The sequence below is a fragment of the Bacillus sp. B4EP4a genome (assembly GCF_006680105.1).
In the GTDB taxonomy this organism is placed as follows: Bacteria; Bacillota; Bacilli; order Bacillales; family DSM-1321; genus Peribacillus; species Peribacillus simplex_E.
In genome coordinates this window covers 71,456-94,048 of record NZ_VHIK01000033.1, presented here as the reverse complement: position 1 = coordinate 94,048, position 22,593 = coordinate 71,456, and the positions used below count along the sequence as shown (strand labels likewise).

Sequence of the window (22,593 nt, the reverse complement as noted above, 5' to 3'; positions counted from 1 at the left end):
GCTCAATCTCACGAGTAAAACAGCTAAATTCACGAGTAATATGCGAACTATCGCCCGATCTCACATGGATTTCGCCTAAACTCACATATATATCGATCAAACTCTTGAATTTATCGCCCAAACTTTTGAATTTATCGATCAAACTTGCAAATTTATCGCTCAAACTTTCGTATATATCGCCAAAATATCCTTTTCAGGAAGAAAAATAAAATGAATTTCTAGAATTCTGAATGAAAATGATTTTTATTATCAATAATAAAAAGAAAGAAGGGTAACCAGTTGATGGTTACCCCCGATGATTTAAATTTCTGGATCAAATGTTTTGCAATCCGTTTCTTTGCTATTTGATGCTTGATTCCCTTTATGGCTTACAACATAAATAGCATCAGCACTGCATTTGTTTCCAGAATCCCAATATTTACAATTATTTACTTCACATAGAACATCTTTTGCCATCTTATCACACCTCCTCATTTGCTATCATTAACAAAGTTGGGGTTATTGATACTTTCCTTTTTCAGGTTTTTGTGTCTAATTTTAAGGAAAACGGAATTAAGGGCATTTTTTAACATTCGCAGCGAACAAAAATCCGGGCAGCTTCCGCCCGGATTTTTTATGCTCATGCTGATCTTTTCAGTAGTTCTGCTTGAGGGATTTTCCAAAGCTCCCGCCATTTTTTCAAGGCGGCAACCAGGATGATCAAGCCCAGGATTAGCATGGTGATCGATAATATTCCGTTCAAGATGCTGAATCCTGCAGAGTCCGGGTTCAGGTAAACGTTTCTGACCATCCAGTACCCTGCTACATTAACCGTTACATATAAGTAGGCAAGGGGTACGAGGCATGTCCACATATACCAGCGTTTGTCTGCAATTTTCATTACGACGGTCGCACCGATGATGAGTCCAATCGAGGCCATGAGCTGGTTGGATACGCCAAAGAGTGCCCAGATCGAACTAATGTCCCCAGAGTAAAGCAGGTATCCCCATATAAAGCAGGCTAACGCGCTGGCGAAGATGTTACCCGGCAGCCAGTCTACCCTTTTTAATGGTTTATAGAACTCCCCGAAGAAGTCCTGGATTAAGTAACGGGCAACACGTGTCCCTGAATCGATTGCGGTTAATATGAACACCGCCTCGAACATGATGACGAATTGGAAGAAAAATGAAGCTAGTTTGTCAAAGAAGGGAATTTCAGTAAAAATATAGGTCATTCCGACAGCAAGGGTAACTGCCCCGCCTGTCCGTCCTTCCAGGTTAATGCCGATTTCTTCACTAAGTTCGTTAAGGTGCACGGTTTCCATACCCAATGTTTGAAATACTTCAGGTGAAGAGTTAATCGCAAAATAATCCCCTGGCTGCAGCGAAACCGCAGCAATCAATGCCATGATGGCAACGACACATTCCACAAGCATCGCTCCGAAACCGACGGATTTGATATCACTCCAACGGTTTAACATTTTTGGAGTTGTGCCCGAGCCGACAAATGCATGGAATCCTGAAATCGCCCCACAAGCGATCGTTATTGAAATGAATGGCCAAACGGGTCCGGCTACAATCGGGCCCCCGCCATTAATGAATTCGGTAAACGCAGGAAACTGGATTTCTGGATTCACCACGAAAACGCCGATAATCAATGCGGCAAAAACACCGATTTTCATAAATGTACTCAAGTAATCACGAGGTGCCAGCAGCAGCCAAACAGGCAATGCGGCAGCGAAGAAAGCATAGATCGGCAAGATGATGGCAAGTGTGCTCGCCTCAAGTGTCAATAAGTCACCAAGTGCCGTTCCTTGAATGTTCGGACCAAGTAAAATAGCGGCCATGATAAGCGCAAACCCGACGATGGTCGCACCTTTCAGATTGCCGGTTTTTTTATGGTAAAGCCCAACACCCATGGCGATGGGAATGGTAATCCCGACTGCAAACGTCCCCCATGGATTATTTTCCAAAGCATGCAGAACGACCATTGAAAGTCCTGCCATCGTGATCGTAATGATAAAAAGCATCGCGAGTCCTGTACAGAAGCCTGCTACAGGTCCAAGTTCTTCTTTCGCAACTTCCGAAAGGGATTTGCCGTCTTTCCGCATCGACGCGAAAAGCACGACGGCATCATGGACGGCTCCCCCGATTACAGCCCCGATTAAAAGCCATAATAAACTTGGCAAATAGCCGAATTGTGCAGCAAGGATCGGACCCACCAAAGGACCGGCCGCTGCAATGGCTGCAAAATGGTGGCCGAATGCCACCCATTTATTTGTTGGAACATAATCTTTTCCATCTTCTAATTTATGGGCCGGAGTCGGCTTGGAATCATCGAGTTTTAATACTTTGAGTGCTATGAATGTCCCGTATAAACGGTAGGCAATCATTAATATACAAATGGAGCCTATGACAATTGTAACCGCATTCATATTTGAACCCCCTCTATTTCTTACATCGTAAAATGATGATATCACAATGAAAGCGGCTTCAATGGGTTTTCAAGTTATAATGCAGATATCGAGGGATGGACTGCAATATGAAGAAGGTAAAATGCAGAATTATGAAAATTTTTAAAAACCGATAAGCTGCCTTAGCTCCTTCACATATGTGCGGCTTACCGGAATGTTTGATCCGTCACTCATAATGAGATTATAAGTCGAGTTGAACCAAGGCTGTATTTCAGATATATGGATGACATTCACGATAAAACCGCGATGCACCCGTAAAAATGAGCGATTATCGAGCTTCCTTTCAAGCACGATGAGGGGCTCACCGATTTTATATTCATTTTCTTCGGTTTTAATGATCGTCTTTCCTTCCACGAGTCCTATGAACAAAATATTATCCCGGTCGATCAAAACGATCCGATCATCTATCGATACAGCCAATTTACCTGTCTGTTCCACCGCCGTACGGCTGGCCGGAGGTGCTGTCCTGGATTCGTCTTTCCCGATTTGCCGCTGCTTCATGAGCTTATCCAATGTTTGACGAATCCTTTTTTCATTAAATGGCTTTAATAGATAATCAAATGCATATAACTCGAAAGCTTGGAGGGCAAACTCATCATAAGCGGTCGCAAAAATGAGTGAAGGTGCAGGGTCAAGTTCCGCCAATTGCTTAGCCAAATGCAATCCATTGCCTTCTGCAAGCTCAATGTCCAAAAAGACAAGTTCAGGTTTAAGTCGGGAGATATCCCTCATGGCATCTTCTATCCCCTCGGCCTCTCCCACGACTTCGACTTGCCTGCTTCTCTTCAATAGATATTTCAATTCATCTCTTGCCAGTGGTTCATCCTCTACGATAAATGCTTTCATCATCGTTGACATATGCTCCTTTTTCGTTGAGTGGTATTGATATTTTCACTTGTGTTCCGTGCCCCGGTTCACTTGCGATCGAGAGGCTGGCCTGCTCTTTATAGATCCCTTCCAGCCGTTCACTGATATTATGAAGGGCCGTTCCTGTACCCTTAGTCGATTCTACAGCATGCTTACCCAATTCATCTATTCTCCCGCTTGAAATCCCTTTTCCGTTATCTTCCACAACAATGCGCATCGTATCGTCTTTAAAGTATGCGTGAATGATGATTTCACCTTTGCCTTTCACAGGTGGAAATGCATGGTGTACCGCATTCTCAACAAGTGGCTGTAATGTGAATGGAGGGATGAGAACTTCCTTAAGCCTTGGTTCGATTCGAAAGTTGATATGATATTTATCTGGAAAACGCGCCTGCTCCAGTGATAAATAAGCGTTAACATGCTCTAATTCCTTTTCCAGCGGCACAAGTATTTGTCGGGCACCTTGTAAATTAGAACGAAAGAAGGCACTGAGCTCCTGCAATAAATTTCTTGCCTTCTCGACATCCGTCCGGCATAGAACGGATATCGTATTGATTGCATTAAATAAAAAATGAGGATGGACCTGTGCCTGTAAGGCCTTAATTTCAGCATCCTTCAATAATTTCGTTTGCATTTCCGCTTTAGCGAGTTCCAATTGAGTGGAAAATAGTTTTGCCAACCCTTCAGCTAACTCTTGTTCCACTTGGCTTAATTTATCCGGATGCTTGAAATACATCTTCAAAGTCCCGACCGTTTTCTGTTGGACCTGCAACGGCAGGACCACTGCCGCCTGCAATGGGCATTGATCATGAAAACAATAAATGTCCTTTTTTGTTTTGGCCACGATGATTTTCCCTTGTTCAAGGGCTTTTTTCGTTAAGCCTGTCGCTATTCCAACCTTAGGGACATGGTGATCGGACGCAGCACCCACATGGGCAAGTACGCTATGTTCATTGGTAATGGCCACGGCATCGGCTTCAGTCAGCCCCAAGATGATTTGGGCTATTCGTTTGCATGAAGTTTGATTCAGACCTTGCCGGAAAAAGGGCAAAGTCTGATCCGCAATCAGGAACGCAAGATTGGTTTGTACGGCCCGCGTCCGTGCTTCGTCCCTCGTGATCGACTGAATGATGAGCATGAATAGTAAAGTCCCGAACCCGTTGATGATGATCATGGGCAGTCCGATTACTTGTACGAGCTCCCACGCCCTTTCAAATGGTTTGGCCGTCACCAGGATGATGCCCATTTGGATCGCTTCCAATGCCATGCAAATGGGAAGGGCAAACCAAGGAGTGATCGTCCCGTGCTTTCGCCGCCTTTTCCCCAAAAAACCCGATAAAACCCCAGCCAAAATCGCAGCGATCGCACAAGCCCCCGCCGTAAAACCCCCGAGAAAATAACGGTGAAGCCCCGAAATCAAACCTACTCCCAACCCAACAAATGGTCCTCCCAGCAAACCGCCGATAGCCACGCCCATAATCCTTGTGTTGGCAATCGCGTTATCGGGAGCAATCTCAGCATGCCAATTCCCCTCTGGCATGGCATGATTCCCGATTTCGATCCCTGTATAGTTACTAATGATGCCGAACGTCCCAAAAAGTGCGATAAACATGATTTTCTTTGACATGTCATGTTCATGGCCTATCATTTGCCGAAAGGGTTTCATATAGGAAAGCAGGAATGCGGCAATTACGATGATTCCCACTTTTTCAAACAGCGACGGTAATAAATCAACCAAAGCATTCACCCCATTTCTGGCTTTTTCATTCATCTTACACCAGCCATGAAATCCTTGTCGAATTTTGTTTTTACGATTAACACGAATAATCCAAGAACATGGAACCTCCATTTAACATTTAGGATATACGCCTTCAAATAGCATAGGGAACCATTAGATTGCTGTGGTTGGTTCAATCCCGTATAATCATTCAAAAAAAAGCCTATAAATACCAAGGCTTTTTAAATCACTGAATAGTTTATATAGAAACGTGTCAACATCCTCAGGTAGACATTTAACAAGTTTTTCATCATAGAAGGTCCTGACATATGAAAGCCAATCACCCCTGCATTTGTTGAGGATGAAAGGCAGTAATTGAATTTTTTTTACCATCCTTTGGTCGCCTTTGAAATGGAACGCTTTTTTTTCAATATTCCTATCACTAACAATAACACCGGGAGCAGAAAACAAATGGTTAAGGAAAATGGCGTCCATGCTTTTAAAGTAAAGTTTCGACTATTTACTGTATTTGGATGTGAAATGATGGAGAAGGCAAGAATGATAAATGCTAATGGGAAGTGAAGAATTTTGTGATTTTTTAATCCAAGTACTTGAGCTAACCCCAGAGACAGTCCATAATAACAAATCGTTAGCTTGAAATACACGGAAAGAATCCAAATGACGGCTACAATGACTTCAATACGTTCCAAAAAATTACCCACACTCAACCTCTTTCCTAATCTATAAGAAGGATAGTTTTGCAGTGCTGTTATATCAATACCCAATACGAGGATACTGAAAATAATCACCAAGAATAGAACGATGCCTCCTAATAATGCTCCCCGATAAAAGTTTTTTTTCATTTCATCCTTTTCATTTACAAATGGCATGATCATTAAAAGGAAAACGAGCTGTACATACGGGAGCGCTAAAATGTGATATGAGCCCTTAATAATTGGTTTCATGCCGTCGTCGTAAATAGGCTGTATATGTTCTAATTTGATCTCAGGGATAAGAAGTAAAAATAACATGAAAAGCATAAAAACTATCCAAGGGAAAAAGATTGATGCAGTTCGGCTGATGACCTCTAATCCTAAGCGTACACCGATTATGCTTGTCAATAAAAAAAGAACCATAATCATTTCGATAGGAGTTCCAACCAAAATTTGTGTCGTGGAAAAACTCCCTATTTCATACAATAAAGCAGACAAAAGGTATAAAATATAAAAAAGAAAGAGCAGTGCCGAGATTTTCCCAACCCATTTCCCCAATATTTCTTCATTAACTTCGACGTAAGTTTTAGATGGATAAATAGAGGCTAATTTATTATATAAGAATACAAAACACAAACTGATGAGCGTAGTTATGATATAGGAAATCCAGGCATCCTGCTTTGCTAACGTGACAAGTAGAGCAGGTACATTAAGAATCGAACCTCCTATCGTAAATATGATGACCAATATAAGAAATTCCCCGGAGCTAATTTTTCCTTTCTCGAGCATGATCAGTCCCCCCTAAGACAGAATCCGTTCCATGAAAGATGTGAAGGGATCATAAAATATTGTTATCCAGTCTAAGGGATTAGAAATGGTAGTATTTTTGATTAATAAAATACTCAAAGTCATGCCAACTAAAAGCAATAGAATATAAACGGAGATTTCCCTCCAGCATTTATTTTTAATAAGTTGAGGTAATTCGAAATATGAAATAACAGCTCCAGTAAACACTGTTCCAATCATTGCCCACATTGATTTTACTCCTCAGGTTATAATCTTTACTTTAACGGTCACATTCACTTCCAAATCTCGAATTGCTGTTCCCGCAGCCAGTTAGAACTATAGCAGGTAAGATGAATGTTACGGTTATGGTTTCACCTTGGATGCAAATATATCCATTTAAATAAAATAATTTGTAATGAAATAAAGGGCATGTTTTGAAAAAAGATTAATCAAAATATGCCCTTCTTACATTTAATAGAATTGCCCTAACTGCGCTTTCGAAATTATCTTTAGGGGACCCGAAAAGGTTAGTCATACCCCGGTATCATTTCTGAAACAGCAGTCGTCATTTTTGGAACCCACCATTTCAAAAAATAGTTTATTGTGAAACGAGGAGAGTAAGCAGGTTATTTCATTTTAGGAACAAGTATGAGGTATGAATATGGAATTGAAAAATCAAATCATTTATATCAGTAAAAAAGTATTGAACAGTATTAAGAATTTCAAATTCAATTTTGAGACTATTTTTTTTATCTTTGATAAAGAGCTAAATGTTTTATACTCAAAGAGTAATTTTGAAAAAAAAGATTTAAGTAAATTGATTATTAATGATTCTGTTGAAAATAACGCATTTGTTTTAAGTTCATTGCAAAATACTACTGTAAAAACTAAAAATCAAATCTTCGGGAAGGATTTTAGTGTTATATCTTCCCCGATTCATGAAATTAAAAATAAGGAATTGCAAGGTTATGTAGGTATAATCACAACGGATGATAGTGAAAATTTCAAAATGATTTCTGAAATGCTGGCCATTCAAATTTCCTACGAGTTACATGTGCATCGAGAGAAACTATTAATTGAAGAAATAATAAAAACAGACACATCATCTTTAATTACCAGGGACGATCAACATGCAGTTGAATTGCGAATCATAAAGAATATAACTCAAGGTCTCAGAGATAAAGAAATAGCTGACAATCTGCATATAAGTGTTTCTACAGTTCGTAATTATATAAATAAACTGTTTGAAGAATTGGATTTAACCTCCAGATCACAATTAATCTGCTTGTACTATGAAAATAAATTGTATGACATTCTTAATGAAATAAAGATAAAAAACGACTATTTAGAGGAATTATGATAAGAAGATTCAGATTTTTTTAGTCACTATGGTATTGATTGTTCCCCAATTGCATCATGAAACTACACACAAATAACAATTAAATCAAAATTTCATCCCATTTCTTTTCTGCGAAATGGGATTTTTTATGTTTACTCGAAATATGCTAGGTGTTAAAAAGGATAAAGCTTATATTATGTTAAAATTTAAAGGAATGGTAGTATATTTGTGCTTGATAAAAAGGTAATCATTATTCAATGAAGGCAACACAATGGCTGATGATATGCCTTCTGTTTAAGGAGAATAGGGCTGCACAGCACATAGATTAAAATAATATGGACTGAATTTCAGTTCAGGTTAATTTCAAGAGAAATTTTTTAAAGAATAAAGTAAATAGATGGAGGAGATTAATGTGTTGGTAGTTACCACAGAAAAAATTGAAGGTTACAAAATTGTAGAAGTAAAAGGACCCGCCTTTGGACTAATTGTAAGAAGCAGAGGGATCGGCGGCGATATCATGGCAGGGTTAAAATCCTTAGTAGGCGGAGAAATCAAGCAATATACAGCTATGCTTGAAGATTCAAGAAAGGAAGCTATGGACCGAATGATTAAAAATGCCAATCAAATGGGAGCAAACGCAATTGTAATGATGAGATATGATTCTGGGGAAATCGGTAAAAATATGAGTGAAATTGTTGCATATGGAACTGCCGTTATTGTGGAGGCAATATAATGAAATTCATCATAGGGTACTATATATTACAAATTGTTATAGTTATCTTATGCATTTTACTTGGATACTTTATCTATGATAAACGGTTTAAACGTAATCACGGTGTAAAAGTTCCTGATGGATTTCAATCGACAGATGAAATAAATATAGACCCTGTGACTGGAGAAAAAACAAGGGTGTATTATAATCCTAATACGGGTGAACGCTTTTATAAAAAAGAAAAATGATTATAAAAAGCCACGTTTTTGTATGAAACGTGGCTTTTTATTGTTTTTTATTTAAGCGATTTGATCTCAGTTTTTACCCATGAATGTTGATTTAAAGGGATTCATCTATTAATTCAGCATTAAGTTTTTAGCAAACTTCTGCGAAACAATAATGGACATGATGATGAAGTATCATTTGATTCGGTTTCAAGGGATTTTAATAACAAAGTTATTTTTGCATTACAGACTTATAGTGCCCGGGGATGCTTTTAGCTGAAATGGCCAATCTGTTCCAGCCGTTGATCGTGATGATGATGGTAACGAGATCGATATATTGTTTTTCATCAAAATGAAGGCGGACCCGCTCATACAGTTCATCAGGTACACCGTTTGCAGAAATGGCCGTGACCGCTTCCGTCAATTCCAGCGCTGCCCTTTCCGGTTCAGAATAGAATGGTGATTCACGCCAAGCACTCAAGCAGTAGATTCTTTGTTCCGTTTCACCCATTGCCCTGGCATCCTTTGTATGCATATCCAAGCAGTACGCACAGCCATTTATTTGAGACGCGCGAATTTTAATCAATTCGATTAATTTGCTATCGATTCCCGTTGTTTTCTTGTATTCCTCCAATTCCATCATTAATTTGACCACTTCCCGATTTGTCTTCATGTAGTTAATGCGTTGTTCCATGTCTATCTCCTCCATTAAATCTTTTTGGTTCCACTTATAAGACAAAATAGGGGTTTGATTTGTGACATACAAAAAAGAGAGCCCGTTATGAGCCCTCAGTCTACCCTATTAAGGAACAGGAATATGATTTAATTTATCGGGATTGGTAACAATAAAGATTTTTCGAATATTTTTTTGTTTTGAATCCAATTCAAAGCAGATGACTTTGACAGGCTTTCCTTCTTTCATTTGCAAAATTCCTTCCTGACCATTGACCATCACCGGAAGAAGTTCTCCTATGAAACCTCCTTTAGCAGTAACTCCTTTAAGAAAGGAGAATACGCGCTGTTTGTTTACAATCGGATTTAATGCAGAAAGCACTTTTCCTCCGCCGTCAGTAACAAGGACAACATCTTCTGTAAGGATATCCAAAAACTCCTCAAAGTTTCCTGTCGTAGATGCTTTTATGAATTTTTGTGCCAAAAGATCGACATGTTTCGTATCCTCCGGATGGACTGGCAGATCATTCTGTAATTTCCGCTTAGCCCGGCTGTAGATCTTTCTGCAGTTCACTTCATTCTTTTCCAGCATTCCGGCAATATCTTCATAGCTGTAAGCGAATGCTTCTCTAAGCACGAAAACCGCTCTTTCAACAGGTGAAAGCTGTTCCAGCAAAACGAGGAAGGCATACGCAACCGTTTCATCCGTTACAACCTTATCTAAAGGCTGTCCTGTTTCGTTTACACGGGGTTCAGGCAGCCAAGGTCCTGTGTAAACCTCTCTTCTCTTACGGGCTGAATTTAAAAAGTTCAGACAGCGATTTGTCGTCATTTTCGCAAGATATGCTTTCATGTCCTTAATTTGTTCGGTATCAAGCTTAAGCTGCAGGAATAAATCATGGACGATATCTTCTGCGTCGGTAACCGTTCCAAGCATCCGGTATGCGATGGAAAAAAGAAAAGGTTGATATGTCTTATATAATGTATCCAACTCCACTTGCTTCACCTATTTTCTATCGAATTCGTTTTTTGAGTTGTATGACCCTTTCCATAACTATTCTCTAAACCAATCATTTATCCTCCTTCACCCGGTTTAAAGCAGACAATCTACAACTTAAAAAGAACAGCCAAAGAGCTGCTCCCAGACTGTAGACAAAATCGATAATTATTCCCAATTTCGGATACTCATTTATCAAGGTGCTTCATACCATACGATATCATCAAACATTTTTACAACCCGCGGTATGAAGCCTTCTTCATAATCTTCCGGGTATTGAACTATCGCATAGTAAACGCGGTCGCCATGTTGAAAAACCGACACTGTACCCAATATTGAATAATTACTGCCCTTCTGACTAATGTCAAATTCGACCTCAGACCAATCAAATCGGTTAGGCGCATAATCAGATCGCTGTTCAATCTCAAAGTCGTTGCTTATCACAACTTCCCTCGCAAACTCTGCCTGTTCTTCTATTGTCGCATTCGTACCCTCACTTTTGGAAAATATCTGAACTTTGGCATCCTCATTTCTCTTGCCTGCAAAATTCGCAAAAACAATCATTGCATCTCCTTCACCAGAACTAGCCTCTTCAACAACCATGTCATCCACGATGTAGGTTGAGAATCCCAATGCCTGACTATGATGAAGCGTGAATTGGAATGATTCTTCCATACCTTCTAATATGATCATATCCGTTTTCGTATTTGGCCGATCTTTTGTCGGATCATCGACCGATTCACCTGGAGGATCTTCATCTTGCCCGTCGGTTTGCTTAGGATTATCATTTGGCTTTTCTGAAATTGGTGGAGATTCCTTATTTCCCTCCTGGACTCCTTTACAAGCACTAAGTCCTGTTACCAAAAAAACGGTTGCCAAAATCAACAATATCTTTTTCATTGGAACCCTCTTTTCATGTGTTTTAACAAATTATTATACGGCTCCATTTGTAAAAAAGTTACTCTATGCTTCTTTGCAAGTATCAGACTCTAGACTTAAAAATGATCGATACTTCACTCTTTCCGAAAAGAAAAAATATAAGAAATCGTGCATTTGGCTTTATTTTTTCTTTTATGAAATTGATTCATTTACTAATTTTAAGGAAAAACTACCCTTAAGTTAATAAGTCTCATTTCACAATAAGGCATTATTTAATATCTCTTTTTTCTATAACAAAGACGACGCTTTCCAGTTCAGGAAAAGCGCCCGATAAAGGAACAATCAAAATATGCAAAGTTAGTTGATTTCATTTGCATTGCCCAATAAGGTAGTGAACACAATTGAGGTCTCAATTAGGGAAGATTATTTCCGGCAAGCCCGTATTAATGTCGATGGCTTACGGATGCGTGAGGCGTTAACTGTTGAAAACGATGTATTAGAACAATTTTTTGATGTTGAACATGTTTTTGATTCCACACGACCAACAGCTAAATTACTTATTCCTTAAGGTGTAACTGTGCAATTCAAATTTAGGGATGGAAAAGGAATCCTTCGATGCGTCATATCTTTATTCAACTAAACTACTCGATAGATAGTTTGAATAAGGAGTACTTTTTAAAACCAATTTGAATGCATGATAATGTAAAGAATCGCACGTTCAAAAGGCCGCCAATTGGCGGCCTTCATAACTTCCCTTGCCTTAAATATACTAATTGAAAAATAAATGTTTATGTATCGTTTATGGTTAAGATCCAATGCTCTGTTCTACTGCAGTATCCCAACTAGGAAAATAATACAATGCATTTTTCATTAACTCCGGATCTGACTTCTTTACCTCTTTCTTTCGAGGTGGCTTCCCTTCTTTTTTTACTAATTCAGAAATTTGATTCACGACTTCTTCAACACTCATATTTACTTCCATCTTTGTTCCCTCCTTCTTGTTATTATTTATATATTTTCCCAATTGATGAAAAGTAATACAATTTTTCTTAAACTAAACAACCAGTTTAGTTTAAGAAGGGTATTTTTTTCTCTAATTTGAATGTATGATAATTGAAATGATCGTACAGACAAAAAGCCAACGAAATCGTTGGCTTTTTGTCTAAATAATTCACAAATGCTTTTCCAAGTTATCGTTAGATTCACCTATGGTTAATGTTAAATACTTTCTAGAGGTAACAAGATTAGTAAACCAAACATAAGGAAACCGAAGCAATAATAAATACCACTGCTATGCTATACCGCTGGCCCAGTATCCCCATATTTTTTTATTTTATTATAGGGATACGGATTATTGTCTTTAGTGCGCTCTTTATTTTTAAAATTTTTAGTAACTCAAAAGATGTAAAAAATTCATACAAATCAACGACACAAGAAATAGACTCCTTTAAGCCCCTAATAGTTTCGCAGCCTAATAATCGGTTTCAGTGATCCTCCATCATTCTATGTAAAGAATATGCTGCTCCCCTTCCTTCATATTAGCTCAGGAGTGTATCCAAGATTTTGCTTAAATCGGTTGTCATGATGAACTTCAATGGTTTGTAAGAAGCTTCGCATGGAGTTTGTCATATAGGCATCTTTACGGTGAATGAAGACAGTCGAGATATTGCCGTATTCTTCCGGAATTGCATGCACGTGCACTTTTTCAGTGGCTGTAAGGTGATTTACCGCTGATTGTGGTACGAGGGTAATGCCAAGGCCGAGTGTCACGCTGGTTAAGATCGTTTCCAATACATTGAACTCCATGATCCTTTTGGGCATCACTTCTTCTTCTTTCAGCCATTGTTCCAGTTTAGAGCGATAGCCACAACCCTGACTGAATACTAAAAATGGTTCTGTTATAATTTCTTCAAGGTTAAATGTTTCATTTCTTGTAACTAAAACAAGTTGTTCTGTACACACATCGTATGGCTGAATGAGCGGATGTTTAATCGGTCCTGTAACAAAAGCGCCATCCAGCCTATGTTCGATGACATCTTTAATTAAATCCTCGGTTATCCCCGCCTTTATGGATAAATCGACATTTGGATACTGTTTATAATAAGAGGCAAGAATCTTGGGGAGATCGCTGACCGTTTCAACTGTACCGATGTTCAATATCCCTGTAGGTGTTTCACTATCCAGGAATACTTGCTTGAGTTCTTCCACATCAAGCAAAATTTTGTTTACATACTCAAGCATTTTTCTAGCCTCTGCAGTTAAAGACATGCCACGTTTATGTCGATTGAATAAAGGCGTCCGTAACTCCTGCTCTAAATGCTTAATCCTAGCCGTTACATTGGATTGGACGTAATTCAATTCAACAGCCGCCTTACTTACGCTGCCATATTTAGCGACACACTGGAATATTTGCAAATCCCGCATTTCCATAAAAGTGCCCCCTTCCTCAACTATCATTAATAATGATGATTATATTCATTTTAAGTCATTTTACATGATAATGACTTTATCATAAGGTGTGTATAGGAATTTAATCAATCATTATTTTTGAGGGGAAGCTTTTATGAAAAAAAATCAAGTTTTTATCGGTGCACTTTTATGTTTGACAGCCAGCATTTCTTGGGGAGCGATGTTTCCAGTTGCAGAAAGGGCCTTAATGTATATTGATCCTTTTTATTTCTCTTTTTTGCGATATTTAGCTGTTAGCGTAATTTTAGGGATATTGCTTTTAATTAAAGAGGGGAAGAAGTCTTTTAGCCTGGAAGGGAAAGGAAAGAAATTATTGTTTTTTGGAACGATGGCGTTCACTGTATACAACTTTCTCATTTTCGCAGGTCAAGACTTACTGGGCCATAACGGGGTAATTGTTGCTTCCATCATGGAATCATTAATGCCCATGATTTCAATTATGATAATGTGGGTTTTCAAAAATGCAAGACCCATGAAATATACCATCGCCAGTATGCTCCTTGCCTTAATAGGGGCCATTCTTGTCATTACCAATGGAAACTTATCATTCCTATTTTTATTGAAAGACAGCATCATTCCTATCCTTTTCATTCTTATTGGGGTTATAGGATGGGTTATATATACGATGGGCGGCAACCAGTTTAGTGGATGGTCAACACTCCGCTATTCGACTTTAACGTGCATTTTAGGAACATCTGTATCAGGAATCATAACATTCTTTGCAACTGTACTGGGCCTGTCCGTGCCTACAGCAGAGGTTATGCAATCCATTTATGGCGAAATGATTTTCATGATTATTTTCCCCGGTGCCATTGCCCTATTAAGCTGGAATTTAGGCATTAAACTTTTAACGCCGATCAATGGAATCCTATTCATCAATTTAGTTCCAATAACCACGTTGGTCATCGTTTTTATCCAAGGAAAATCACTATCATCATTCGAATTACTGGGAACTTTTTTAGTGATATATGCATTGATTCAAAACAATTATTATCAAAGAAAAAACTTGCCTTCCCAAGTTGAAGAATTGAATCCAAGGAAAGTAAAAAGAATCGCTTAATTATAAAGGTACAAAACATCAATTGGGAGGACAACAATGGATTACTTGACGCTTATGATAATCTTTGGATTAGCTGTACTGTGGGAATTGGCCACGATTAATAAGAATGTGAAAAAGATGAATGAGCAAAATGCAGAATTAATTAATCTATATCATAATAGAAGTAAAAGAATTAAGTAAAATAGACTTTTGGCGATACAACGCAAAAAAGCCTGTCATTTAGATAGGCTTTTTTTGTACGATTAACCAGAACGACGTCATCATCTATGAATCCTTTTTCTTATAAACGATTGCATATCCACAGTTCGCTTACCTTCGCTTTGTCGGCGGCCGCGAGCAAATAGAAAAGAGCATGCGTTGAAAAATGATTGATCAAAACATGCCCTTTTTATGGCTAATGCGTAAGCACTTCATAAGCCTTATCAATTAACAATTCACTATTTTTGATTTTTTATGATAGTTCTTTTTGACATTTTACCATTATAAATTTAAATGGAGGTTTGTTTTCCATATTCTTATGCGGCTCAACAATTTCCGAAGATTCTATCAATCCATATTTTCCAAATTCTTGTTTTACCGAATCGGAATCATAAAAAAACATTTTTACCCCTTCCATTATCTCGAAATAGTCTTTATCCAGTTGTTTGCCCTTTCCAAACATCGGCGCTTCTTTTGAAATAGTAGTAAAAATCATATAACCGTTTGGCTTTAACTGATTATAGCAATCTTTAATAAACTTTCCTCTCTCACGATTATTCAATAAGTGAATAAGTGCATAACAAAATATACCATCATAAAGTTTGTTATCAAAAGGCATATCGGTTACTGAACCATGAAAAATACTAATATTAAGCCCATTTTGCCTTGCCAAATCAATCGCTGTTTTTGAAATCTCAATACCTGTTATATTTATTCCATTATCAATAAAAACCTTTGCGTTTCTGCCATATCCAATACCAGGAATCAAAATATCCTTAACTTTATTCTCAAGGAAAAAGTCCTTTGTCAAGATTGCGGAGTCTGAAGGTTCAAATCCCCACATCATTTGATTTTCTATAAAACTTGATTCCCAGAATTCTGTCATACCTCAATCTCCTTTACAAATATTAGCTCTTTTTCTTTGGAATACTTTGTTGCTATTCACCAAATAATGCGGTGTGGTTGATTTCCCCTCCATTGCTCGCTTTCCGCGGGGCGGGCGGTGAGCCTCCTCGGCGTGAACGCCTGTGGGGTCTCACCTGTCCCGCTGCTCCCGCAGGAGTCTCGCACTTCCGCTCCAATCAACCTTAAATAGTTTCGTTTTAAAAACAACAATCTTTACGAAAAGATCTTTTTCTTTTGAAAAATACTCTTATGCAATCAAGGATTTTATGCCTCCAAAAGAAATGCAGCTTCAACTAAATCCATGATGACTCCAGCCGCCGCTTTATTGCCCTCCGCCGCCGCAATCACCAGCTGAGAAGGCGTGCTGAGTGATGTATCTCCGCATGCAAATACTCCTTCAACCGTTGTTCGTCCAAATGAATCCACTTTAATCCCGCCGTTTGGAGTGATCTCGCAGCCGAGCTGTTCCGCAAAAGGAGCAGACTGCACCAAGTCTGTGACCACAATCCCTGCTTCCCTTTTGATTTCCTGTCCGTTTTGCAGCCGGATCGATGTCAGCTTCCCTCCTTTCGATTTAAGACTTTCAATCTTTTCTTCCACGACTGTTACGTGCTGCCTAGCAAAGATATCCTTCTCCTCATCAAGCACCTGATAGCCATTTGTAAACACAATTACATCACCGCTCCAGTTTGACAGCAGTTTTCCCATATGAAAAGCCCGTTCATTTTCTGCAATCACCGCCAATGCTTGGCCCCGCATTTCCCAGCCATCACAAAACGGACAGCTGAAAACACTCGTTCCGTATACATTCTGTATGCCTGGAATCTCCGGCAAAACATCCCGAAGACCTGTTGCGAGAAGCACTTTTTTCGCCATGTAATCCGTTCCGCCTTTCGTTTGAATTCGGAACACACCACTGGCTTTTTCAATAATCTCCACCCGCTCCTCCTTAATGGAGACGGACGGATATTTTTGGACATCCGTTCTTGCCCGCTTCTTGAACTCTGACGGCTTTACCCCATCCTGTGTGATAAATCCGTGCGACTCCTGCGTCACCCGGTTACGGGGTTTATCCTCATCAAACAAAATTGTTTTCCGTCCAGCACGCCCCATGACCAATGCGGCATTCAGTCCTGCAGGCCCTCCGCCAATAATTACACAATCCAACACATGAAACACTCCTTCTTTATAAAATCTATTAAAGACCCTTAATATCTTTAATCTGTGTAAAAAAATTTATTTTTCTTTTTTTGTCTCCTGACTCTGCTTCGCAATGCTTTGAATCGTTCGTCCAGCCAGTTCTTTCTTCATGTTGCCTTCCGCTTCGATCATCACGCGCTCAATTAAACACTCGCTTTCTTCATGGTCAAACGCACAGTTGAAAAGCACCGACTGACCCTCCACCGCTTCAATAACATCCAGAAACGAAATGTCCTGCGCGCGGCGTGAAATACTGTAGCCGCCTTTTGCCCCTGGCACTGATTCAATTAATCCAGCCTTCACAAGCTTCGTCAAAATCTTCGACAAGTACGTCGGGGACAAATCCTGCATGTACGCCAGCTGATCCACGCTTACCGTCTGACCTTTTGGTTCCAACGTTAAATGCACCATTGTATGTAGTGCATAATTGGTTGCCTTTGAATACTTCATTGATGCACCTCATAATTAAAACTATTACAGACTTTTAATATCCGTAATTGATTGTAACTCAAGCTACGAAAAACCGCAAACTTTTTTCACCTCACCTAACGATTGATCATCCTCATGTTTAAACAACAGTACGTTCCCATTATGTATTCCTTTTTAGAACAGGTTACGATCCACACGAGAAAGTAATGCAAATAAGGGTATGAGCCCTGTACATACAGAACTCATACCCTGCCGATGTTGGTTTTTACATCAGTTTATTCACCAAGCTTCTTCCGGATATCCGCTGCTACGTTCTTTAGCGCTTTTTTTGATCCCCGTTCAAGGTCGTGGTTCAATTTCCTTTCTTTATAGCTGACAAATAAAGTATTGAGATCATAGCCTTCAGGATATAAATCGGCGGCCTTTATTTCCAGCTCGAGCCTATTGGCGTGAACCTCCTTGAAGGTATCTTCGAAAAGAACGACGACATTGCTCTCTCTAAACAAGGAGGGCCGTATCATTTCTGAAATTGTACTGGTCATATTTGGAACCCACCGACTAATAAAATCGTTTATTTTGGAAACAAGGATTAGTAAACTGTGACTACTATTCTAGGCAGTTATGTTAGCAGTTTACCCCTGAACGCTCCGTTAAAATATATTTCTGAGATTTTTTGAGTCAATTAATTTATTAAAGGGGGAGTAAAATGTCGTTATTTAAGAAGGTATCAATACTGACAGTTTTAATGTTATTGTGCAGTTCACTAACATCTATAAGTAGTTTTGCAAGCGAAGAACCAATCCTTGAAAATGTTTTAGCTACAGAAAAAGTGGAGGGATTTTCAACTAAAGTTGATTTAGATGAATATGTCGTATCTAAAGATTTTGACCTAGAAGATGAAGTTGCAAATATGCCATCCATTGATAAAATGACTACTGAAGAAAAAGAATTATTTGATTCAATTGTAGAAGAACAAGTAGCCTTGGCTGGATTAGAAAATGAAGAAGAAGAAAAATTATTTGCTAATGCCATGGTTGATTTTTTTGATGAAAATTCAGAAACATATAATGATCTTTCATTGGCACAAACTGAGTTAATAGAACAAGTTGAAGAAATTAACACAACAACTTATGAAAATGATGATGAAATAGAAGTTTCTGCCAAAAAGATTTTTGACAAAACATTTGCCATTGAAAAGGCACATGCTGTACAGGTGAAAGTTGGTGTAAAGTTTGCTGGCGCTGTATTTAATGGAGCAATTGGCTTTGCTATAGGCGGCGGTGTTGGGGCTATTCAAGCATTTATTATTAAAAAAGGTAAAAAAGAAGCAGAAAAGTTATTCACAAAAACTGTGGTTAGTCGTTTAAAGGCATGGGGAGCTCCAAAATTAGCTTTAGCTACAGGTGCTTGTGTAACTATAGCTTTAAATTATTTAGATGTTGGCAATCAGATAGCAAAACAACTTGATAAAAGAGATAAAAGGCCTAATAATGGTTGGATAGATTTTTATTAAATTCAAAGGATGATTGATTAATAATGAAAAAATCAAAAAAATATATTGTCCTATTTCTCTGGGTAGTATTATTTTTATATTTCTTTGATATGTATATGCCCAAAGGTATTTATTATTTTGTTGTAGGAATACCAGTACTTTTTCTAAGTTCAGTTTTTATTTTAAAGATGTTTGAACATTCAAAAGATGTAAGAAGCTAAATATCTAGGTGATACTAACAACCTTTTTCAGATGATGTATGTACCCCTTTCTTATTTTATCTTTCATCTCTAATTGATTTTGTTGTTTCTTCGTTTTTTGAATTTTTTTTAAAATTTAATAGCTATTAAACTTGATTACTTTTAAAATTCCCTCTTTACAATTTTTGATTGTTTAATACCTTTTATATCTGCGTCTAGAGCCTAATCCTTCTTTCTCCACACGAGAAATTAAGACAAAATTAAAGGGTATGAGCCCTGTTAAAACAGAACTCATACCCTGCCGATGTCTAACTTTTTTTGGTGGAACACGGTTATCACAACCGCTATATTACAATTTCATAAATCATCAGGATTTGGTTTTTCCCGTTTAAAATCCAACTCTTTTTATTCACCAAGCTTCTTCCGGATATCCGCTGCTACGTTCTTTAGCGCTTTTTTTGATCCCCTTTCAAGGTCATGGTTCAATTTCCTTTCTTTATAGCTGACAAATAAAGTATTGAGATCATAGCCTTCAGGATATAAATCGATGGCCTTTATTTCAAGCTCGAGCCTATTGGCATGAACCTCCTTGAAGGTATCTTCGAAAAGAACGACGACATTATTGTATGAATCCTTTTTCTTATAAACGATTGCATATCCATTCAGTTCGCTTACCTTCACTTTGTCACCGACTTCATATTCATAAGATGCTTCCTTAGGAATGGCCGTTGGCTTCGCTTTTTTGATTTTACTTTCCTGGACACGCTCCAAGTCGTAGTCTTTATTGTCGATATAGAGCTTTGCCTTTTGCTGAACCTTTTCACGAACATTCATTTTTTTTGCTATCCAGAGGGCATTGCTTTCCCCGGATTGACCGATCAACAGCTTGTATTTTGGCTCAAGTGTTTCACTGTTGAATTGCATGGCTGCATTCATGAAATCACTGTGTATTTCCGAATAGCGCTTGATTTCACCATAATGGGTTGTCGCAACGGTTATGCAGCCCCTCTGATAAAATTCCTCAAGGATGGCGATCGCCAATGCGGCTCCTTCATTCGGTTCCGTTCCGCTCCCGATTTCATCGAACAGCAGTAAGGAGTTATTGGTTAATTCCCCCATGATTTCCGAGATGTTTTTCATATGCGATGAAAACGTGCTCAGTGCATTTTCGATGCTTTGATTATCACCGATATCGACGAAAACCTGATCGAAGACGGCAAGCTCCGTCCCTTCTTTCCCGGCAACATGCAGCCCTGACATGACGGCCAATGTAAGGATGCCGATCGTTTTCAGGACGACTGTTTTACCCCCGGCATTAGGGCCTGTAATAATCAAGCTGCGATAATCCTTACCGATTTCAAAATCCAAAGGTACGCTGTCCTGAGGCAAAAGGGGATGTTTACAGCCCTTTAATTGAATATAGCCATGATCATTGATTTTCGGTTCGATGGCATCCATGCTTTTACTGAACTTGGCCTTTGCGAAGATCATGTCATATTGACTGATTAACTCGATGTTTATCTTGATCGGTTTCAGCTGTTCGAAGACCGTTCCGGATAATGTGGCCAAAAGTTGATACTCTTCCATCGATTCCTCCGCTTTTAAACTGGCCAATTCTACATTCAATTTCGTCACCGAAGCAGGTTCGATGAACACGGTAGCCCCTTTTGCAGATACTTCCACGATCGTTCCGGCCACTTGATTTTTATAGGAGGCTTTGATCGGGATGGTGTAACGATCATCCTTTTTACTGATGAAAAATTCCTGAATGAACTCTTTATTGGCTCCGCTCTTCAAGAACTTATTCAGCCGTTCCTCTATTTTGCTTTCTGTCTTGATGATTTGGTTCCTGATCCGTTTCAGGTCCCTGCTTGCTTCGGAAACGACAGCATTTCCTTTTATGGTGAATTGGATTTCTTCTTCAGTGCTCCTGAATTCAGTCATGGAGCGGGCATAGGAATGCAGTGTTGGTGCAAAGAACTCCTTATCGGTCATGAATTTCTTGATATTCCTGCAGCCTCTTAAGAAGTCTGCTATCGCCACTAACTCTGACGGCTCCAAGATCATTCCTTTTTCCAGTTTGTCGATATGGAGTCCAATATGTGAAATGCCTTTCAAGGGTATATGGCTTTCCGCATTCAGTAAGTTCCTTGCCTCCGTTGTCTCGTTCAAACGATTTTTTACGACTTTCAAAGTGCTGCTCGGCTTAAGCTGATCCAATAACGCTTTTCCTAAACCGCTTACGCAATGGTTTTTCACCATTTCCTTGAGTTGGATATATTGTAATTTTTCATAAGTCATTGTATTCATCTAATGATCCTCCTTGAATGAGTGAGTGATTAAAATTCCCGAATCCAAAAAATGCCCGCAATGGTCCCCCTACCTTTACAAATGAACAAGCCATTTGAGTAGAAAGCTCCTGCGGGCACGGCCTTATCTATAGATAAGTACCTAAAATCGATAACAAATTGGGCAGCTCGAATAGACCTGCGTACACAAAAAAGCATGATAGGACAAATCCCACCATGCTTTTCGCCGTAACACCTGCATGTTACACGATTTATGGAAAAGGAAGCAGTCTTAAGGTAGGTATTCACAATGCAGAATTGCACTGTGAAAAAAGGCATACTTAATCCACTGACATATCAGTGATTAAATACCTTATTCAACTAAATTAGTTGATACCTACTCCCGACATAAAACACCACACCTTTTCTTAGATTGGAATTAATATACCATATCAGTAAGAAAGAGTCAATTCATTTTTTGCGTTCTCCAAAGTTGTATAATTCATTAAAAGAGTCGATCAATGGATCACTCCATTTAAGAAAACAAAAATGCGCCAAGCCCATGATTTTAAATGATAAGTAACTCCCATTTCAGTGTCTGAATATTTACTTTAAAATGGGGGTATGTTATCCTTATATTAACATAAACTGAAAACAGCCCCATGCGCTAACATGAGGCTGACAACTAGCAAGAGTGGTTGGTCACAACTAACTTAATTAATCGTCAGAAGAAGAACCATTGCCATCTTGGGAGGATGAGTGGTTCTTTTTCCGTTTCTTGGCGAACACAGACAGGATAAGACTGGTTGCTACAGCAACAAATATCTCTTTACCCATATCAGTAATTAAGTTCAATAAGAAATGAATCATGCGGCCACCTCCTTCCCCATCAATCATTAGATGGAAAAGCAAAACTGTGACCTACCACTCTATCCTCAGTTGCCCCTCTATTTTATCACATTTTTCCCAATATGGTAATTATATGAAAATGAA

Annotated in this window: 21 protein-coding genes and 1 pseudogene; 6 read left to right on the top strand and 16 right to left on the bottom strand. The window is 38.8% G+C overall.

Features of this window, described 5'->3' with window-relative positions:
- Positions 1–300: 300 nt before the first annotated feature.
- From FNK51_RS17295 to FNK51_RS17275, 5 genes are all read right to left on the bottom strand, one after another.
- Positions 301–456, bottom strand: a complete 156-nt coding sequence (locus FNK51_RS17295; RefSeq protein ID WP_065310844.1) for a DUF1540 domain-containing protein — start codon at positions 454–456, stop codon at positions 301–303.
- Between the two features lie 163 nt (positions 457–619).
- The gene (gene cstA, locus FNK51_RS17290) at positions 620–2,413 is read right to left on the bottom strand and encodes a carbon starvation protein CstA (protein WP_141994111.1); all 1,794 of its coding nucleotides are present in this window, start codon (positions 2,411–2,413) and stop codon (positions 620–622) included.
- A 141-nt stretch (positions 2,414–2,554) separates the two neighbouring features.
- Positions 2,555–3,301, bottom strand: a complete 747-nt coding sequence (locus FNK51_RS17285; RefSeq protein WP_141994110.1) for a LytTR family transcriptional regulator DNA-binding domain-containing protein — start codon at positions 3,299–3,301, stop codon at positions 2,555–2,557.
- Positions 3,273–5,090 carry a sensor histidine kinase gene (locus FNK51_RS17280; RefSeq protein ID WP_286178753.1) on the bottom strand — a complete coding sequence of 606 codons (1,818 nt, stop codon included), beginning with the start codon at positions 5,088–5,090 and terminating at the stop codon, positions 3,273–3,275. Before FNK51_RS17280 ends, FNK51_RS17285 begins: the two co-directional genes overlap by 29 nt.
- Before the next feature lie 332 nt (positions 5,091–5,422).
- Complete coding sequence (locus tag FNK51_RS17275; RefSeq protein WP_141994109.1) at positions 5,423–6,538, bottom strand: GerAB/ArcD/ProY family transporter; 1,116 nt, start codon at positions 6,536–6,538, stop codon at positions 5,423–5,425.
- A 658-nt stretch (positions 6,539–7,196) separates the two neighbouring features.
- Here FNK51_RS17275 and FNK51_RS17270 point away from each other — a divergent pair.
- From FNK51_RS17270 to FNK51_RS17260, 3 genes are all read left to right on the top strand, one after another.
- Entirely contained in the window at positions 7,197–7,895 is a 699-nt protein-coding gene (locus tag FNK51_RS17270) for a response regulator transcription factor (protein ID WP_181762287.1), read from the top strand.
- Between the two features lie 391 nt (positions 7,896–8,286).
- The gene (locus FNK51_RS17265; RefSeq protein ID WP_098373447.1) at positions 8,287–8,607 is read left to right on the top strand and encodes a YbjQ family protein; all 321 of its coding nucleotides are present in this window, start codon (positions 8,287–8,289) and stop codon (positions 8,605–8,607) included.
- Complete coding sequence (locus FNK51_RS17260) at positions 8,607–8,834, top strand: hypothetical protein (protein ID WP_141994107.1); 228 nt, start codon at positions 8,607–8,609, stop codon at positions 8,832–8,834. Before FNK51_RS17265 ends, FNK51_RS17260 begins: the two co-directional genes overlap by 1 nt.
- 208 nt (positions 8,835–9,042) lie before the next feature.
- Here FNK51_RS17260 and FNK51_RS17255 read toward each other — a convergent pair whose 3' ends face one another.
- The 5 genes from FNK51_RS17255 to FNK51_RS17240 form a co-directional block, all read right to left on the bottom strand.
- A complete protein-coding gene (locus FNK51_RS17255) occupies positions 9,043–9,504 on the bottom strand; it encodes a carboxymuconolactone decarboxylase family protein (protein ID WP_141994106.1) in 462 nt (153 codons plus the stop codon).
- 108 nt (positions 9,505–9,612) lie between these two features.
- The gene (locus FNK51_RS17250) at positions 9,613–10,479 is read right to left on the bottom strand and encodes an RNA polymerase sigma-70 factor (protein WP_141994105.1); all 867 of its coding nucleotides are present in this window, start codon (positions 10,477–10,479) and stop codon (positions 9,613–9,615) included.
- A 195-nt stretch (positions 10,480–10,674) separates the two neighbouring features.
- Positions 10,675–11,379 carry a hypothetical protein gene (locus FNK51_RS17245; protein ID WP_141994104.1) on the bottom strand — a complete coding sequence of 235 codons (705 nt, stop codon included), beginning with the start codon at positions 11,377–11,379 and terminating at the stop codon, positions 10,675–10,677.
- Positions 11,380–12,163: 784 nt separating this feature from the next.
- Positions 12,164–12,340, bottom strand: coding sequence for a hypothetical protein (locus tag FNK51_RS26655; RefSeq protein ID WP_179086174.1), 177 nt, complete (start codon positions 12,338–12,340; stop codon positions 12,164–12,166).
- Positions 12,341–12,891: 551 nt separating this feature from the next.
- On the bottom strand, positions 12,892–13,788 hold the full coding sequence (locus FNK51_RS17240) for a LysR family transcriptional regulator (RefSeq protein ID WP_141994103.1): 897 nt from the start codon (positions 13,786–13,788) through the stop codon (positions 12,892–12,894).
- Positions 13,789–13,921: 133 nt separating this feature from the next.
- Between FNK51_RS17240 and FNK51_RS17235 the strand changes: the two genes are divergently transcribed.
- Together FNK51_RS17235 and FNK51_RS26650 are read left to right on the top strand one after the other, a co-directional pair.
- Positions 13,922–14,887: a DMT family transporter gene (locus FNK51_RS17235; protein WP_141994102.1), complete on the top strand. Its 966-nt coding sequence runs from the start codon at positions 13,922–13,924 to the stop codon at positions 14,885–14,887.
- A 36-nt stretch (positions 14,888–14,923) separates the two neighbouring features.
- Positions 14,924–15,067, top strand: coding sequence for a hypothetical protein (locus FNK51_RS26650; protein ID WP_181762286.1), 144 nt, complete (start codon positions 14,924–14,926; stop codon positions 15,065–15,067).
- A 271-nt stretch (positions 15,068–15,338) separates the two neighbouring features.
- On the opposite strand, the gene FNK51_RS17230 is transcribed toward FNK51_RS26650, so the two are convergent.
- From FNK51_RS17230 to FNK51_RS17215, 4 genes and pseudogenes are all read right to left on the bottom strand, one after another.
- Positions 15,339–15,971, bottom strand: coding sequence for a class I SAM-dependent methyltransferase (locus tag FNK51_RS17230; protein WP_141994101.1), 633 nt, complete (start codon positions 15,969–15,971; stop codon positions 15,339–15,341).
- A 284-nt stretch (positions 15,972–16,255) separates the two neighbouring features.
- Complete coding sequence (locus FNK51_RS17225) at positions 16,256–17,161, bottom strand: NAD(P)/FAD-dependent oxidoreductase (protein WP_141994100.1); 906 nt, start codon at positions 17,159–17,161, stop codon at positions 16,256–16,258.
- A gap of 66 nt (positions 17,162–17,227) precedes the next feature.
- Positions 17,228–17,641 (bottom strand): Rrf2 family transcriptional regulator, encoded by a 414-nt coding sequence (locus FNK51_RS17220; protein ID WP_141994099.1) that lies wholly within the window; start codon positions 17,639–17,641, stop codon positions 17,228–17,230.
- Positions 17,642–17,895: 254 nt separating this feature from the next.
- Positions 17,896–18,114, bottom strand: a pseudogene (locus tag FNK51_RS17215) (endonuclease MutS2); the annotation flags it as partial.
- A gap of 212 nt (positions 18,115–18,326) precedes the next feature.
- Here FNK51_RS17215 and FNK51_RS27270 point away from each other — a divergent pair.
- A complete protein-coding gene (locus FNK51_RS27270) occupies positions 18,327–19,133 on the top strand; it encodes a hypothetical protein (RefSeq protein ID WP_225989170.1) in 807 nt (268 codons plus the stop codon).
- A gap of 584 nt (positions 19,134–19,717) precedes the next feature.
- On the opposite strand, the gene FNK51_RS17205 is transcribed toward FNK51_RS27270, so the two are convergent.
- Both FNK51_RS17205 and FNK51_RS26645 read right to left on the bottom strand, forming a co-directional pair.
- Positions 19,718–21,622 carry an endonuclease MutS2 gene (locus tag FNK51_RS17205; protein WP_141994097.1) on the bottom strand — a complete coding sequence of 635 codons (1,905 nt, stop codon included), beginning with the start codon at positions 21,620–21,622 and terminating at the stop codon, positions 19,718–19,720.
- A gap of 695 nt (positions 21,623–22,317) precedes the next feature.
- The gene (locus FNK51_RS26645) at positions 22,318–22,470 is read right to left on the bottom strand and encodes a hypothetical protein (protein WP_155726505.1); all 153 of its coding nucleotides are present in this window, start codon (positions 22,468–22,470) and stop codon (positions 22,318–22,320) included.
- Positions 22,471–22,593 lie beyond the last annotated feature (123 nt).